At 39.9% G+C, this 15479-nt stretch carries 19 protein-coding genes; 8 read left to right on the top strand and 11 right to left on the bottom strand.

Translation table 11 applies throughout. The annotated features are described in order from the left end of the window. Nucleotides 1–16 precede the first annotated feature (16 nt). From ACKWB9_RS07380 to ACKWB9_RS07360, 5 genes are all read left to right on the top strand, one after another. On the top strand, nt 17–637 hold the full coding sequence (locus tag ACKWB9_RS07380) for an ExbD/TolR family protein (RefSeq protein ID WP_414002369.1): 621 nt from the start codon (nt 17–19) through the stop codon (nt 635–637). A gap of 20 nt (nt 638–657) precedes the next feature. Beyond that, nucleotides 658–1140, top strand: coding sequence for an ExbD/TolR family protein (locus tag ACKWB9_RS07375; RefSeq protein WP_414002368.1), 483 nt, complete (start codon nt 658–660; stop codon nt 1138–1140). 77 nt (nt 1141–1217) lie between these two features. Next, a complete protein-coding gene (locus ACKWB9_RS07370; protein ID WP_414002367.1) occupies nt 1218–1904 on the top strand; it encodes a porin family protein in 687 nt (228 codons plus the stop codon). 190 nt (nt 1905–2094) lie between these two features. Next, a complete protein-coding gene (locus tag ACKWB9_RS07365) occupies nt 2095–2691 on the top strand; it encodes an ExbD/TolR family protein (protein WP_414002366.1) in 597 nt (198 codons plus the stop codon). Between the two features lie 12 nt (nt 2692–2703). Next, on the top strand, nt 2704–3186 hold the full coding sequence (locus tag ACKWB9_RS07360; protein WP_414002365.1) for an ExbD/TolR family protein: 483 nt from the start codon (nt 2704–2706) through the stop codon (nt 3184–3186). Nucleotides 3187–3218: 32 nt separating this feature from the next. Here the strand turns inward: ACKWB9_RS07360 and ACKWB9_RS07355 are convergent, their stop codons facing one another. The 6 genes from ACKWB9_RS07355 to pyrH all read right to left on the bottom strand — a co-directional run bounded on the left by ACKWB9_RS07355 (nt 3219) and on the right by pyrH (nt 10666). Further along, complete coding sequence (locus ACKWB9_RS07355; protein WP_414002364.1) at nt 3219–3824, bottom strand: hypothetical protein; 606 nt, start codon at nt 3822–3824, stop codon at nt 3219–3221. Continuing rightward, nucleotides 3824–5281: an RNA polymerase factor sigma-54 gene (rpoN, locus tag ACKWB9_RS07350; RefSeq protein WP_414002363.1), complete on the bottom strand. Its 1458-nt coding sequence runs from the start codon at nt 5279–5281 to the stop codon at nt 3824–3826. The genes ACKWB9_RS07355 and rpoN overlap by 1 nt, the downstream gene beginning before the upstream one ends. A gap of 38 nt (nt 5282–5319) precedes the next feature. Then, nucleotides 5320–6753, bottom strand: a complete 1434-nt coding sequence (asnS, locus tag ACKWB9_RS07345) for an asparagine--tRNA ligase (protein WP_414002362.1) — start codon at nt 6751–6753, stop codon at nt 5320–5322. 96 nt (nt 6754–6849) lie between these two features. Next, complete coding sequence (locus tag ACKWB9_RS07340; RefSeq protein ID WP_414002361.1) at nt 6850–9237, bottom strand: efflux RND transporter permease subunit; 2388 nt, start codon at nt 9235–9237, stop codon at nt 6850–6852. Between the two features lie 127 nt (nt 9238–9364). Next, complete coding sequence (gene frr, locus ACKWB9_RS07335) at nt 9365–9919, bottom strand: ribosome recycling factor (RefSeq protein ID WP_414002360.1); 555 nt, start codon at nt 9917–9919, stop codon at nt 9365–9367. A 39-nt stretch (nt 9920–9958) separates the two neighbouring features. Further along, the gene (gene pyrH, locus ACKWB9_RS07330; RefSeq protein ID WP_414002359.1) at nt 9959–10666 is read right to left on the bottom strand and encodes a UMP kinase; all 708 of its coding nucleotides are present in this window, start codon (nt 10664–10666) and stop codon (nt 9959–9961) included. 161 nt (nt 10667–10827) lie between these two features. On the opposite strand from pyrH, the gene ACKWB9_RS07325 reads away from it, so the two are divergent. Next, nucleotides 10828–11028, top strand: a complete 201-nt coding sequence (locus ACKWB9_RS07325) for a hypothetical protein (protein ID WP_414002358.1) — start codon at nt 10828–10830, stop codon at nt 11026–11028. 56 nt (nt 11029–11084) lie between these two features. Here ACKWB9_RS07325 and tsf read toward each other — a convergent pair whose 3' ends face one another. The 4 genes from tsf to rplM all read right to left on the bottom strand — a co-directional run bounded on the left by tsf (nt 11085) and on the right by rplM (nt 14231). Next, entirely contained in the window at nt 11085–11909 is an 825-nt protein-coding gene (gene tsf, locus ACKWB9_RS07320; protein WP_414002357.1) for a translation elongation factor Ts, read from the bottom strand. Nucleotides 11910–12017: 108 nt separating this feature from the next. Beyond that, nucleotides 12018–13121, bottom strand: coding sequence for a 30S ribosomal protein S2 (gene rpsB / locus ACKWB9_RS07315; protein ID WP_414002356.1), 1104 nt, complete (start codon nt 13119–13121; stop codon nt 12018–12020). A gap of 266 nt (nt 13122–13387) precedes the next feature. Continuing rightward, a complete protein-coding gene (gene rpsI, locus ACKWB9_RS07310) occupies nt 13388–13774 on the bottom strand; it encodes a 30S ribosomal protein S9 (RefSeq protein WP_414002355.1) in 387 nt (128 codons plus the stop codon). Nucleotide 13775: 1 nt separating this feature from the next. Further along, nucleotides 13776–14231: a 50S ribosomal protein L13 gene (rplM, locus tag ACKWB9_RS07305; protein WP_414002354.1), complete on the bottom strand. Its 456-nt coding sequence runs from the start codon at nt 14229–14231 to the stop codon at nt 13776–13778. Nucleotides 14232–14410: 179 nt separating this feature from the next. On the opposite strand from rplM, the gene ACKWB9_RS07300 reads away from it, so the two are divergent. Both ACKWB9_RS07300 and ACKWB9_RS07295 read left to right on the top strand, forming a co-directional pair. After that, the gene (locus ACKWB9_RS07300) at nt 14411–14566 is read left to right on the top strand and encodes a hypothetical protein (RefSeq protein ID WP_414002353.1); all 156 of its coding nucleotides are present in this window, start codon (nt 14411–14413) and stop codon (nt 14564–14566) included. A 10-nt stretch (nt 14567–14576) separates the two neighbouring features. After that, nucleotides 14577–15077 carry a hypothetical protein gene (locus ACKWB9_RS07295; protein ID WP_414002352.1) on the top strand — a complete coding sequence of 167 codons (501 nt, stop codon included), beginning with the start codon at nt 14577–14579 and terminating at the stop codon, nt 15075–15077. Between the two features lie 47 nt (nt 15078–15124). Here ACKWB9_RS07295 and ACKWB9_RS07290 read toward each other — a convergent pair whose 3' ends face one another. Further along, nucleotides 15125–15454 carry a T9SS type A sorting domain-containing protein gene (locus ACKWB9_RS07290; protein ID WP_414002351.1) on the bottom strand — a complete coding sequence of 110 codons (330 nt, stop codon included), beginning with the start codon at nt 15452–15454 and terminating at the stop codon, nt 15125–15127. Nucleotides 15455–15479 lie beyond the last annotated feature (25 nt).

The raw sequence follows: 15479 nt of genomic DNA, 5'->3' as shown, positions 1-15479 counted from the left end.
AATACTATAAGAGATTATGGCTAGAAGAGCGGGAGCACCAGAAGTAAATGCGGGTTCCATGGCGGACATAGCTTTCTTATTGCTTATCTTTTTCTTGGTAACGACTACCATTGAAACGGATGCGGGATTAGATCGTATGTTGCCTCCAATTGAACCGCCTGATCAAGATGTGGTAATTAAGCAAAAGAATATCTTTCAGGTCAATATCAACAAAAGTGGTCAACTATTGGCCGACGAGGAATTGATCGAGCTTAAGGATTTAAGGGAAAAAGCGGTGGCTTTTTTGGATAACGGCGGTGCACCGGCGGGAAGTCCGGATTATTGTAGTTATTGTAAAGGTTCCAGGGACGCTGCTTCATCGGATAATCCTACTAAGGCAATTATTTCCTTAAAGAACGACCGTGAGACTAAATATAGTACCTATATTACCGTTCAGAACGAATTGGTGGGTGCTTATAATGAATTAAGGAATAGGGAAGCCCAGCGTTTGTTCAATAGGGACTTTACGGATATGGAAGCGGAGTATTTGAACCCTGAAACGTCCTCGGACTTAAAAGATGAATTAAAGGAAAAAGTAAAGCGTATACAGGACTTGTTCCCTCAGAAATTATCCGAAGCTGAAACTTCTTCCAACTAACAGATCATAAATATAGAACTATGTCAAAATTTGCAAAGAAAAAAGAGGGTGATTTACCTCCAGTATCAACGGCATCCTTACCGGACATTGTATTTATGCTTTTGTTTTTCTTTATGACCGTAACGGTAATGAAAGACAGTTCGCTTAAAGTAGAGAACATACTTCCCAATGCCACTGAAATAAAGAAATTGGAGAAGAAAGATCGGGTTATTTATATTTATGTGGGAAAACCTACCAAGGAATATGAGAAGGTTTTTGGAACGGAACCAAAAATACAATTGAACGACAAGTTTTCAAGCCCTTCCGAAATAGGTTCTTATATATTGGCGGAACGCGCCAAAAAGGCACAGGAACTACAGAATGTATTGACTACGGCTTTAAAGGTGGATAAGAATGCCAATATGGGCCTTATTTCCGATATCAAGCAAGAACTGCGTAAGGTAAATGCGCTAAAGGTAAATTATACTACCTATGAAGGGGATGCATTTAGAAACCTTCAATAATTAGTTATACAATTTTCAAACTTTAAAGAACGCTCCAATCTATTTGGGGCGTTTTTTATTTGATTAACTTTATATTCATGAAGCGTTTTTCTTTACTCTTTTGTTTGCTGCTCACATTATTCGTAAATGCCCAATTGGAAGGTGTGGATAAAAATGCGAATGAGCGTTATTTTGAAGATCAGTTTTATTTGGGGATAACCTATAATTTTGTCCGTAACAAACCTGTGGACTTTACCCAACGTAGTTTGTCTTACGGACTCCAAGGAGGTTTTATAAAGGACGTGCCTTTAAATAGGGCGGGAACAAAGGCCATTGGAATAGGAGTGGGCCTGGCATTGAATGCGTATTATTCCAATCTGGTGGTTCGGGAAAATGCCCCGGGATTTACCTACCTTTTTGATAACTCCATACCTGATTTTAGGCGAAGCAAGTTAGAAACGCATTTAGTAGAGTTTCCCTTGGAGTTCAGGTGGCGTACCTCTACGGCACAAGAATATCGTTTTTGGAGAATATATGCGGGTATTAAAGCAGCTTACGTTATCGGGGCCAGGTCCAAACTTGTAACCGATACCTTTAAAGATGGATTTTTTAATACCCAGATCGAGGGTTTTCAATATGGTTTAACCTTCAACTTTGGTTATAATACTTTCAATATTCATGCTTATTACGCTTTGAGTGACCTCTTCAAGGATGAAGCAGTGGTAAATGGTGGACCAATTGGTTTTAGACCACTTAGAATCGGCCTGATTTTTTATATTCTTTAGTTGAAAAGTAAGATTGGTATTAACCTCTTCATATACTCATCTTTAACTTTATTTTAAGACTGGCATGCTTCTTGGTAATTATAAATAGAGATTGGTTTTTCAAGTTTTATCAATATTAGATAGCTCCAAACCTATGTAGAACTTGTTTGTGTTGGCAATTTATACCGTTCAATATTTAAAACATATAAACATGTCAAAAAGAGAAGAAACTCTAAAAGTGAATGCAGGTTCCATGGCGGATATTGCATTTTTACTACTCATCTTTTTTCTGGTAACGACAAGTATTGAGACAGATGCGGGTCTGGATCGTATGTTGCCCCGGGAAAATGATGTTTCAAGCCCGATTTCGAAAAGAAATATATTGTCTATTTTGATCAATGGCGAAGATGATTTGATGGTCAATGGCGAAATAGTTGAAATCAAAGATTTAAAAGAGCTGGCCATAGCCTTTTTGGACAATGGGGGAGTGAAATCGGAATGTGATTATTGCCAAGGGGAAAACGATCCAAAATCTTCGGACAATCCCCATAAGGCAATTGTTTCTTTACTCAGTAATCGTGAAACCAGTTATGGCGTTTATGTAACCGTTCAAAACGAATTGGTAGCGGCTTATCATGTGTTACGAAATAGGGAGGCACAAAGACTTTACAAAACAGATTTTACGGCAATGGAGTCTTTGTATTCCAATCCGGAAACGTCCCATGAGCTTAAAAAGGAATTGAAACTAAAAATACGTTTGATCCAAAAGTTATACCCTATGAAATTGTCGGAAGCCGAACGTAGTTAAAAATATAAAATCATGTCAAAATTTAAACTTAATAAAAGAACAGGCAAACCAGAAGTATCCACGGCTTCCTTGCCGGATATTGTTTTTATGCTATTATTTTTCTTTATGACCGTGACCGTAATGAAAGATGATACCCTTAAAGTGACCAATGAATTGCCTAAAGCTAGTGAAATTAAGAACCTGGATAAGAAAGATCGGGTTATTACCATATACATTGGTGAACCGGAAAAACCTTTTGAAGATGTATTTGGCTCTGAACCTAAAATTCAGATTGACGATAAGTTTGTTTCCTTGGCAAATTTTAAGTCGACCGTATTGGAAAAAATCAATGAAAAATCGGAGTTCCTTCGCCCTTTTATTACCGTTTCATTAAAAATAGATAAAAAAACATCAATGGGGTTGGTCTCAGATGTGAAACAAGGGCTTCGTGAAATCAATTCCTTAAAAATCAACTATACGACTTATAAAGGCGATGCTTTTCGGAATCTTGAATAGGAAAAAGAACCCATCTTGACTTTTTCTATGCCCTATAACCAAAATTTTACGGTCAAAAGCTGTGAAATTAACCCAATAAAAAGCCCAATGAGCAATTCTGGTTTGGTATGTGCCCTTAAATATAGTCTTGAGGTGGCAACAACTCCAATGATCAATGTAAAAAGACTAATGGGCATAATTACATTGGTTTCAAAATGAATACTAAGGCTTACAAGGTACATGAACAAACCTCCTGCGCCCACCATATGTAAACTTGCCTTGTAATTGAAAAAAAGTAAAAATAGACTGGCAAAGGCGGCACCAATAAGTCCCACAAAAAAGAAGTACAGTTCGGTAATATAATTATTGGGGATTACCTTGTATAAAATAAGTATTAGTAGACTTATATGGATATACATAGGATATTTTCGCTCTGCTAAGGAAGGCATGAAAACCGAACTGACTATACCCAGATTCCTCAGAATAAAATAAGCTATAATCGGTATGATTACCGTTAGGATAAAAATGGGAAGGACATTTCCGCTCTGTATCTCTAAAGAACTGTACTTGGGTGTTATGATAAAATAGACCATTGTACCCGCTATTGGAATGAACAATGGATGAAAGAGGTATGAGATAATCTTAGAAAAAACCCGCATTATATTTGTTTTCGGAGTCTTGCCACGGGTATTCCCAGTTGTTCCCTATATTTAGCAACGGTCCGTCTTGCAATGGGATACCCCTTCTCTTTTAAAATAGTGGCAAGTTTATCATCGGTCAGTGGTTTCTTTTTTTTCTCTTCACCTATAACGGTCTCCAAAATCTTTTTGATCTCTTTTGTAGAAACGTCTTCACCCTGTTCATTTTTCATGGACTCGGAAAAGTACTCTTTGATGAGTTTGGTACCATAGGGAGTATCCACGTATTTGCTGTTGGCAACCCGTGAAACCGTTGAAACGTCCATATCGATTTCATCGGCAATATCCTTTAATATCATAGGTCTTAGGTTGCGTTCGTCCCCGGATAAAAAATATTCCTTTTGATATTGCATTATGGCATTCATGGTAATATAGAGCGTTTGCTGTCTTTGTCTAATGGCATCTATAAACCATTTTGCGGCATCCAGTTTTTGCTTGATGAACAGAACGGTATCCTTTTGCGATTTTGATTTCTCCTTGGACTCTTTATAGCCTTTCAGCATATTGCTGTATTCCCGGGACACATGTAATTCGGGAGCGTTTCTGCCATTAAGTGTTAGTTCCAGTTCCCCGTCCACTATTTTTATGGAAAAATCAGGTACAACATGCTCCACGATCCTGTTATTGCCCGAATAGGCACCTCCTGGCTTTGGGTTTAATTTTTCAATTTCCGCAATGGCCTCCTTTAATTCGTTTTCCGAGATATCGTGCTTTTGAATTAGTTTTTGATAGTGTTTTTTAGTAAACTGTTCAAAAGATTTTTTTAATATGGAAATGGCCAGTGCTATGCTAGGGGTCGTTTCCTTGCGTTTCAACTGAATGGTCAGGCATTCCTCCAGTGAACGTGCGCCAACGCCCGGGGGGTCCAGGTCCTGAACGGTGTTTAGAACTTTTTCAATGGTTGTCTCGTCCGTATATATGTTCTGGGTAAAGGCCAGATCGTCCATGATATCGGTAATGGGTCTTCTAATGTAACCGCTTTCATCTACGCTCCCTACCAAAAATTCCGCAATGGACCACTCTTTATCGTTCAGATAGACGGTGTTGAGCTGATTTAACAAATATTGATTGAAAGAGGTGCCGGCTGCATACGGAACACTTTTTTCATCATCGTCGGAACTATAGTTGTTGGCCTGTGTGCGGTAATCCGGAATCTCGTCATCACTTAAATAATCATCAATATTGATGTCCTCGGCTGCGATCGTTTCATTATCGGATTCCCCTTCGTACGTCTCTCCGAATTCATCGCTTAAATTATCCGGTTCTTCCTTACCGTTTTCCAAGGCCGGATTTTCTTCCAGCTCTTGTTTAAGCCGTTGTTCAAAAGCCTGCGTAGGCAATTGGATCAACTTCATCAACTGTATTTGCTGAGGTGATAGTTTTTGGGATAATTTAAATTGTAAGTGTTGTTTTAACATGGTTTGCTCCAACTAACTATAAAAATAAGGAAATACCCTTAAAATTCGGCATTTTGGGGTGTTCTTGGAAACGGTATGACGTCCCTGATATTTCCCATTCCCGTTGCGAACAAAACAAGCCTTTCAAAACCAAGGCCAAAGCCACTGTGTTCCGCAGTACCGAATTTGCGTAAATCCAAATACCACCAAAGTTCTTTTTCGTCAATATCAAGATCGGCTATTTTCTGTTTTAAAACATCCAAACGTTCTTCACGTTGGGAACCGCCTACAATTTCACCAATACCCGGAAAAAGGATATCCATGGCCCTGACCGTTTTTCCGTCTTCGTTTAAACGCATATAAAAGGCCTTTATTTTTGCGGGATAATCAAAAAGAATGACAGGACAGTTGTAATGCTTCTCAACTAGATAACGTTCGTGTTCACTCTGTAGGTCCGCTCCCCATTCATTTATGGGATATTGGAATTTCTTCTTTTTGTTGGGCTTGCTGTTTTTTAGAATGTCAAAAGCTTCTGTGTAGGTTACCCTTTTGAAATTATTGTCAACTACAAACCGTAATTTTTCCAAAAGTGGCATGGTGCTCCGTTCTGCCTGCGGTTTGGACTTTTCTTCATCCAAGAGTCGTTTCTCCAAAAATTCCAGATCTTCTTTGCAGTGCTCCAATACATAGGAAATAACGTTCTTGATAAAATCTTCGGCCAAATCCATGTTGGCATCCAGATCATGAAAAGCCATTTCGGGCTCAATCATCCAAAATTCTGCCAGATGTCTGGAAGTATTGGAATTTTCTGCCCGGAAGGTAGGGCCAAAAGTATATACCTTTCCAAGTGCCATGGCATAAGCTTCAGCTTCCAATTGCCCAGATACGGTCAAGTTGGTTTCTTTTCCAAAGAAATCCGATTTATAGTCAACTTCACCATTGTCCGCAAGTGGTGGTTTTTTAGCATCCAAAGTAGTTACCCTGAACATTTCCCCGGCTCCTTCGGCATCCGAGCCCGTAACAATAGGGGCATGAAAGTAATAAAAACCATTGTTCCTAAAATAATTATGGATGGCAAAGGCCAATGCGGACCGTACCCGCATTATGGCGGAAAATGTATTTGTACGGATTCTCAAATGTGCTTTTTCCCTCAAGAACTCTAAAGAATGTTTCTTGGGTTGAATGGGATATGTATCCGGATCGGCATTGCCATGGACGAAAATATCGTTTGCCTGAATTTCAACGGATTGCCCACGTCCCTGACTTTCCACCAAAGTGCCGCTAATACGAAGTGCGGTGCCCGTATTGATTTGTTTTAATATAGACTCGTCAAAATTTTCAAAATCCACGACACACTGGATGTTGTTGATCGTAGATCCATCATTAAGGGCGATAAAACGGTTGCTTCTAAACGTTCTTACCCATCCGTTCACTCTTACTTCTTGTAGCAATTGTTTTCCTGAAAGTAGTTCTTTTATGGTAGCCGTGTGCATTATAATTCAGTTGAAAATTAAAAGGTCAAAGATAGCTTTTTGATAAAAAAGAATGCGTAATAGCCAATTTAAAAAGGGACGGATACATTAAAAAAACTAATCGTTATCCTCTCCTTTGGGCAAGATATCGATCTGTGGTTTTTTGAGTACTTCTTTATTCGCAATGCTCTTTTCCAGGGACAATAGGAGAGAGGGCAACAAAATCAAGTTCGCCAACATGGCAAAGAGCAAGGTAGCGGATACCAAAGACCCCAATGCCACCGTACCGCCAAAATTGGAAATGACAAAAACAGAAAAACCAAAGAATAATACAATGGATGTGTAGAACATGCTAACGCCCGTTTCCCGCAAGGCCGCATAAACGGATTTCTCTATTTTCCATTTACTGGCGGTGAGTTCTTGCCGGTACTTGGCTAAAAAGTGGATAGTGTCATCCACCGAAATACCAAAGGCAATACTGAATACCAAGATGGTGGAAGGTTTTATAGGGACACCTACAAAGCCCATAATCCCGGCCGTAATCACCAACGGGAGCAAATTGGGTATGAGCGAGATGATGATCATTCTAAAGGAACGAAACAGATAGGCCATGAACAGGGCTATTAACCCTATGGCCAGGGCCAATGAAAGAATCAGGTTTTTGACCAGATATTTTGTTCCCTTCAAAAATAATAGTGCGCTCCCCGTCATATAGACCCTAAAGCGTTCTTTTGGAAAGATCTTGGCAATATTTTCCAAAAGCCGTTCTTCTATTTCTTCCATACGATCTGTTTTTACATCGCGCATAAAAGTGGTCATACGTGCTATTTGACCAGTGCTGTCCACGAAACTTTTTAGCAGATTGCCATTATCCGCAGATTTACGGGCAACGTCCATGATAAAATTATTTTCCTGGCTCGTGGGCAGTTGGTAATATTTAGGAAGGCCATTATAGAATGCCTGCTTGGAATATTTCACCAGATTAACGACGGATACCGGTTTGGAAAGTTCCGGAACTTCATTGACCACTTCCCCCAACTGGTTGATTCGTTTTAGGTTGGCCGGTTTTAAAACACCCTTGGGATTTTTGGTGTCTACTATGATTTCCACGGGCATAATTCCGTCAAACTCTTCTTCAAAAAACCGTATGTCCTTAAAGAACTCGGCTTTTTTGGGCATGTCCTCAATAGGGCTACCGGAAATATTTATTTGGTAAATCCCTATAATGCTGATGACCAAAAGCGCTACAGAAACAATGTAAACGGTAATCCTTCTTTCCCGAACGATTGTTTCCATCCAGTTCACAAAAGCATCGATCCACCTTTTGTTCAGATGTTTTAAATGTCTGGTCTTTGGTAATGACAGGAAGCTGTATATAATAGGGATGATTAACAGGGAAAGTATAAATATCCCGATAATATTTATGGAAGCTACTATGCCAAATTCCTTGAGTAACTTACTGTCCGTAATGATAAACGTGGCAAAACCGGATGCCGTGGTCATATTGGTCATTAAAGTAGCATTGCCAATTTTGGAAATGACCCTTTGTAAGGACAGTGCCTGATTGCCGTGTTTTTTAACTTCTTGCTGATATTTATTGATCAGGAAAATGCAATTTGGTATTCCGATGACAATAATTAACGGTGGAATCAGGGCGGTCAGCACCGTGATTTCATATTGTAACAGCCCCAAAATCCCAAAGGCCCACATGACCCCTATGATAACTACGCACATAGATATGAACGTTGCCCTAATACTTCTAAAGAAAAAGAAGAAAATAAGGGAGGTCACTACAAGTGCGGCCAGGATAAATTTGCCGATTTCATCAATGATGTTCTGCGAATTTAAGGTGCGTACGTAAGGCATGCCAGAAATGCGTACATCCAACCCTGTTTCTTTTTCAAAGTCCTCAACAAGACGGGTCATGTCCTTTAGGATAAAATCCTTGCGCACCGTCGTGTTAACAATATCCTTGTCCAAATACATTACGGTCCTGACCGTACTACTCCCCCTATTATAAATGAGATTTTCGTAAAAGGGTAAATCGTTGAAAAGATGATCGGTTATACTGTCAATTTCCTTTTGTGTCGATAATTTTTCACGGATCAAAGGCCTTAGAACAAATTCTTGTTTTTCATTATCTTTTATCAATTCCTGAAGGTTATCCGTAGAAAGCACAAAATCTACTTCGGGGAACGCACCCAATTGCTTACTGAGTTTATTCCATCGATTGAAGTTGTCGGGAAGGAACAATGCACTATCGCGAATGGCGAAGACCACGGTATTGCCTTCCTCGCCAAACTGCTTTAGAAACTCTTGATATTCCACATTTACGGGATGCCCATCCGGTAAAAGATTGGCTTGGGAGCTGGAGAAACGCATATACTGCCACTGTAAGCATAAGAACACGGTAAATGCCGCTACAAGTGCCAATATCAGAATCCTATTTCTTAGGATAATTCGCGCTGTTCGGGACCAAAACCCTTCCGTAAGTTTTTTTACCATGAGTGTTTTTAGCAGGGTGCAAAGGTAACCAATGCATACAAGTGTTCCTAGGCGGTACTTTAAAAATGGAATAAAGGCCAATAAAAAAAACGGTCCGTCAACCGCTTCAGTATTTTGGCCGATTTCTTTAGACTTTCATGATTTCAGCTTCCTTTACTCCTAGAAAATCATCTATTTTTTTACTGTATGCATCCGTTAGGTCCTGTACATCTACTTCGGCATTTTTCTGCAGATCTTCAGAGATATCCAAATCCTTTATTTCCTTATTGGCATCCTGTCTGGCACTTCTAACACCAATTTTTGCATGTTCTGCCTCCGCTTTGGCCTGTTTGGTCAATTGAATTCTTCTTTCTTCGGTAAGTGGAGGAACGTTGATAATGATCAAATCCCCATTATTCATTGGGTTAAAACCCAGATTGGCGTTCATGATGGCCTTTTCTATTTCCGGTAACATTGCTTTTTCCCAAGGTTGTACGGAAATGGTACGACCATCCGGAGTATTTATATTGGCCACTTGGGATAATGGGGTCTGAGAACCATAATATTCCACTATAACCGATGAGAGCATGGCGGGACTGGCTTTTCCTGCCCTTATCTTTCCAAATTCACGCTCCAAATGCGCAATGGCCGCATCCATACTTTCTTTTGTGGTATCTAAAATAAATTGTATCTCTTCGTTCATAATCAAAATTTTCTATCGCACTTGTAAACTGTGCCAAATTTAAATGTTAACCGTGGTGCCTATAGTTTCGCCATCCACAATTTTCAGTAGATTGCCTTTGGTGTTCATATCAAAGACTACAATGGGCAACTCATTTTCCTGGCTCAGTGTAAAAGCGGTCGTGTCCATCACCTTAAGTCCTTTTCTGAGTACATCTTGAAAAGAAATGGTATCGAACTTGGTCGCGCTTTTGTCTTTTTCGGGATCGGAAGTATATATGCCATCTACCCTTGTCCCTTTTAAGATTACGTCTGCCTCGATCTCTATGGCCCGTAAAACAGCGGCGGAATCTGTAGTAAAATAAGGATTTCCCGTTCCTCCTCCAAAAATGACCACTCTCCCTTTTTCCAAATGCCTCATGGCCCTTCTTCTGATAAAGGGTTCGGCGACTTCATTGATTTTAATGGCAGATTGCAATCTTGTTTGTACTTGTTGCATTTCCAAAGCACTTTGCAGGGCCAACCCGTTAATAACGGTCGCTAACATTCCCATATGGTCGCCCTGTACACGATCCATACCTGTAGCAGCTCCGGCGAGACCCCTAAAAATATTTCCGCCTCCTATTACAATGGCGACCTGGATCCCCTTATCGACTACTTTTTTAATTTCTTCTGCATATTCATCGAGCCTTTTGGGATCAATACCGTATTGCTTCTCTCCCATTAACGCTTCACCACTAAGTTTTAAAAGTATCCTTTTATATTGCATGCTTGTTTTATTTCGAAACAAAAATAATGAAAAAATCGATGGCCTTATCGGTCAAAAAATAGCTATAAAACATAATAATTTCTCAAATCTGTGTCGTAGATTTTTATTTTTGATATGCTTGTCCAAATTTTGATTTCTTACTATTCCATAGATGTTTGCTTATGAAACAAACCATAACGGATAAGCGGAGGTTAACGGAATTATCTATGAACAAGATAGAAGGTCCATGTACGCGAATGGCAATCTTTGATAAAATTGCCAAGCTTGTTCCAATGGAAGGGGTTTCAGGGAATTTTATTCGGTTAAGGGAAATTTGGTTAAAGAATAGAGTCGATTGGTTTTCCGCTTACTCCCAAATATAAAAACCCGTTATGCAATGCACAACGGGCTTTATGTAAGTTAATTTGTCGGTTTGTAATTACCCTAAGGCAACTCTTTTGAATCCTGTTACTTCCAAACCTGTATCAACGGATTTTACGTATTGGGCGACACTTTGCTTACTGTCTTTGATAAAATCCTGATTTACCAAAGTATTGTCCTTGAAAAAACGTTTTATTTTTCCCTTGGCAATATTATCCAACATAGCCTCTGGTTTTCCCTCTTGACGCAATTGGTCTTTGGCAATTTCAATTTCTTTATCAATAACGGATTGGTCAACGCCATCTTCGTTCAACGCTACCGGATTCATGGCGGCGGCCTGCATGGCCACATCCTTTGCAACGGTATCAGCACCATCAACAGATGCCGAAAGACCGGTCAATACGGCAATTTTGTTACCTGCATGAATGTATGACCCAACAAATGGTGCGCTCAAGGTTTCAAAACCGCCGATCTCGATTTTTTCCCCAATTACCCCTGTTTGCTCCGTTAATTTGTCTTGAACGCTCATTCCATTGAAGTCGGCTGCCAAAAATGCTTCCTTGTTATCAAAGCCTAAAGCTACTTCGGCCAAATCATTTGCGAGCGTTACAAAAGTATCGTTCTTGGCGACAAAATCGGTCTCACAATTTAGGGAGATAATAACCCCATTGTTGTTCTCGGCATTCACCTTTGCGATTGCCGCACCTTCTGAAGAGTCCCGGTCTGCTCTTTTGGCCGCAACTTTTTGTCCTTTTTTGCGAAGGATTTCTATTGCTTTCTCAAAATCGCCGTCGGCCTCGACCAAGGCTTTTTTGCAATCCATCATACCGGCACCGGTAGTCTTCCTTAATTTATTTACTTCTGCGGCTGTAATCTTTGCCATTGTTTTAGTATTTGTTGTGCCTCAAAGGGCTTTTTATTTTTAATTCTATGCTTTGTTCTATCGCTCTTGTGGAGCGAGGCAATTTATTTGGGCGGGTACGGATAGTGTTTATTCTATACCGCCTTTAACATTATCCTGCCATTCTTTTAGCTCGTCCCATTTGCCATCGGCGGCCATTTGGGCTTGTTTAGGCCATGATGTTGGATCTAAATGGGCCATTCTAGAACTGGCTTCGGTCAGGATTTCCTTCATGTTATCCGCATTGGCTTTTGCTATTTCGGTAAAGGTTTCCAATCCTGCGTTGACCAGTGCCTCCGCTGCTTTTGGTCCAACACCCTCGATTTTGGTCAAATCGTCCCCGGTCGTTTTTTCTTTTTTGGTTTCCTTTTTTGGAGCGGCCTTTTCCTCTGTAACAGCTGTATCTTCAGCTTTCACCTCTTCTTTGGGAGTTGTTTTCTCGGTCTTTGGAGCTTCTTTCTTGACTTCGGCCGCAGGCTTCGCTTCCTTATCCCCTTGTTTCTCCGCTTTGCGTTCCGCCAAACCTTCTGCAACCGCATCGGTCACTTGTGCCATAATAATATCAATGGACTTGGAGGCATCATCATTGGAAGGAATCAAGAAATCTACGTCCCTGGGGTCCGAATTGGTATCTACCATTGCGAATATTGGAATATTCAATTTCTGTGCTTCCTTTACCGCAATGTGCTCACGCATGGTATCCACAATAAAGATCGCACCTGGAAGACGCGTCATATCGGCTATGGAACCTAAGTTCTTTTCCAATTTTGCACGAAGACGATCTACTTGAAGACGCTCTTTCTTTGAAAGGGTAAGGAAGGTGCCATCTTTCTTCATTCGGTCAATGGATGCCATTTTCTTTACCGCTTTACGGATGGTTACAAAATTGGTCAACATACCACCTGGCCATCTTTCCGTAATGTAAGGCATATTTACATTGGCCGCTTTTTCGGCAACAATGTCCTTGGCCTGTTTTTTTGTGGCGACAAAAAGGATTTTTCTTCCGGAAGCTGCAATTTTGCGCAAGGCTTCATTGGCCTCGTCCATCTTTGCAACTGTTTTGTACAAATTGATTACGTGAATTCCGTTACGCTCCATGTAGATGTAAGGAGCCATGTTCGGATTCCATTTTCTGGTTAGGTGCCCAAAATGTACACCTGCTTCTAATAATTGTTTTACTTCGACTTTTGCCATTTTTAAATTTAGTTTACGTTCTTTTGAATTAGCAATGATAAAGTGGTACCGTGTCCAAGACGTGGAGCCTTCACCATTTAGATGCTAAACTAATTTACCTTGCTCCATAAAGCTGTGGAACAAAGGATTTTTAATTGCCCTTTGATAAAAAGGACTTTCAATGAACTTTGTTATGCCCTGAACTTGTTTCAGGATTTAATTAATTAATTTGGATGCTATAAAAAAATCAGCACCCGTTTAAAGATGCTGAAATATAGATACTTTGCTTAACGTTTGGAGAACTGGAATTTCTTACGGGCTTTCTTCTGTCCGAATTTCTTACGTTCCACCATCCTTGGGTCCCTTGTCAACAAACCTTCGGGTTTAAGGGTTTCCCTGTGTTCGGCATCTATTTCACAGACTGCTCTGGAAATAGCCAATCTAATGGCTTCTGCCTGGCCGGTAATACCACCGCCGTAAACATTTACCTTAACGTCAAAATTGTCCTCATTTTCCGTAAGGGCAAATGGCTGTTTTACTTTATACTGTAATGTAGCGGTAGGAAAGTAATCTTTTAGTTCCCTGTCGTTTACCGTAATGTTTCCTTTTCCTTCTGAAACATAGACACGGGCCACGGCCGTTTTTCTTCTCCCTATCTTATGAATTATTTCCATATTATTTAAGGTCTTTTAAATTTACTGCGGTTGGTTTTTGTGCTTCTTGCCCGTGATCTGGACCTGCATATACTTTAAGATTCCGGAACATATCCGCTCCCAATCTGTTTTTGGGCAACATCCCTTTAACCGCTCTTTCAACAATACCTGCTGGATTTTTATCCAATAATTCTTTGACGGAAGTGGATCGTTGGCCACCTGGATAACCTGTGTATCTCAGATAAACTTTATCGGACCATTTATTACCGGAAAGTGTAATCTTTTCCGCATTGATGATAACCACATTGTCCCCACAATCTACATGTGGTGTGTAACTTGGTTTGTGCTTTCCTCTCAATAGACCGGCTACCTTAGAAGCTAAACGCCCCAAGGTCTCTCCTTCTGCATTAACCAACAACCATGCTTTGTTGACCGTAGTTTTATTGGCCGAAACAGTCTTATAACTTAATGTATCCACTACTGCTTATTTTACTTAATAAATACTTCAATCCCGTTAAACGGGGTGCAAATGTACAATTATTAAGTTGAATTCCAAATGGTTGTTTTTAATTATTTTTCGGTTTTTTTAGTAATTGTCCAATTCCAAATCATATTTAAAATATTACCGTACTTTTTTCGTTTAACACTTCGCGAACAATGGGTATTGTAGCAAAATGGGCCAGATTAATTAAATTAATGCTGATCGATACGCCAATTGGTAAAAACGAGGATTCACGGGCACCAACAAAAATTGATGAAGAATGTGAATATTTGCATTTACTTGCCTGCAAACCCGATTTTAAAAACAAATAAATAACAACAGATGAAAAAATATTTCCTTTCACTCATTATGGTAAGCCTACTATTATTTTCGTGTAGTTCGGATAAAGACGAGAATAATATGGATGATCCTTCCACTTCCATTGTAGGCATTTGGGATGCTACGGAGCTTGTAATAAATGATGCTACGGCCAGTGATGAAGCAATATTTGGTAGAGAGATCCTGGATTTTCTTACGGATAGGAATTGTACTATCATAACGCTCCGGTTTAATGAGGATTTAACGGCCGAGGCTTCCAATTCCGCCAATTATGTAGAGGTAAATGCTACTTCTTCGGGTTTGGATATTCCTTGCCCCAGCCAGTCGGATGTAGAGTCCAGTACCTATACCTATGACGGATCCGTTGTTAGTTTTGTAGATCTTGATGGAGCAACGGTTAATGTAGATGTTACTATAGAAGATGATGTCATGACCGTGGATGCTGCCGATTTGGAAATCCCAAATTTTAATGAAAGTGGAAATCTTATTTTTAGAAAGAGATAAATTTTGTGCTATAGCGTATAAGGCCTTCTTTATTAAGAAGGCTTTTTTTATTGCTTATAGAACTTTTTCCGTACCGTCTGTTCTTTGGATCGAATGGAGATCGAATGAATGCCTTTTAGAAGATGAGCCACAGGTATGTTCAACGCCTTGTTCTTGATTTCCCATTGATGTTCTAGAATCGTATTCCCATAAGTGTCCGTAATGATGATCGAAGCTTTGTTTGAATTTTGTAATCCCAGAACATTGAGGACATTGGTGGCGGGATTTGGAAAGACTTTTACCTTTTCGGCCCTGGTGTTGAAGTTATTTTCTTGGGCATGGCCCAATAAGGTGAAAACAAAACATGCAATAACCGATATTGTTCGTATTTTTCCCATTGTTTCGACCTGTCCCCAAAATATG

The sequence above is a fragment of the Maribacter spongiae genome (assembly GCF_047345125.1).
In the GTDB taxonomy this organism is placed as follows: domain Bacteria; phylum Bacteroidota; class Bacteroidia; order Flavobacteriales; family Flavobacteriaceae; genus Maribacter.
Note: the sequence above shows the minus strand (reverse complement) of the source record. Positions and strands in the feature narration are given on the sequence as shown.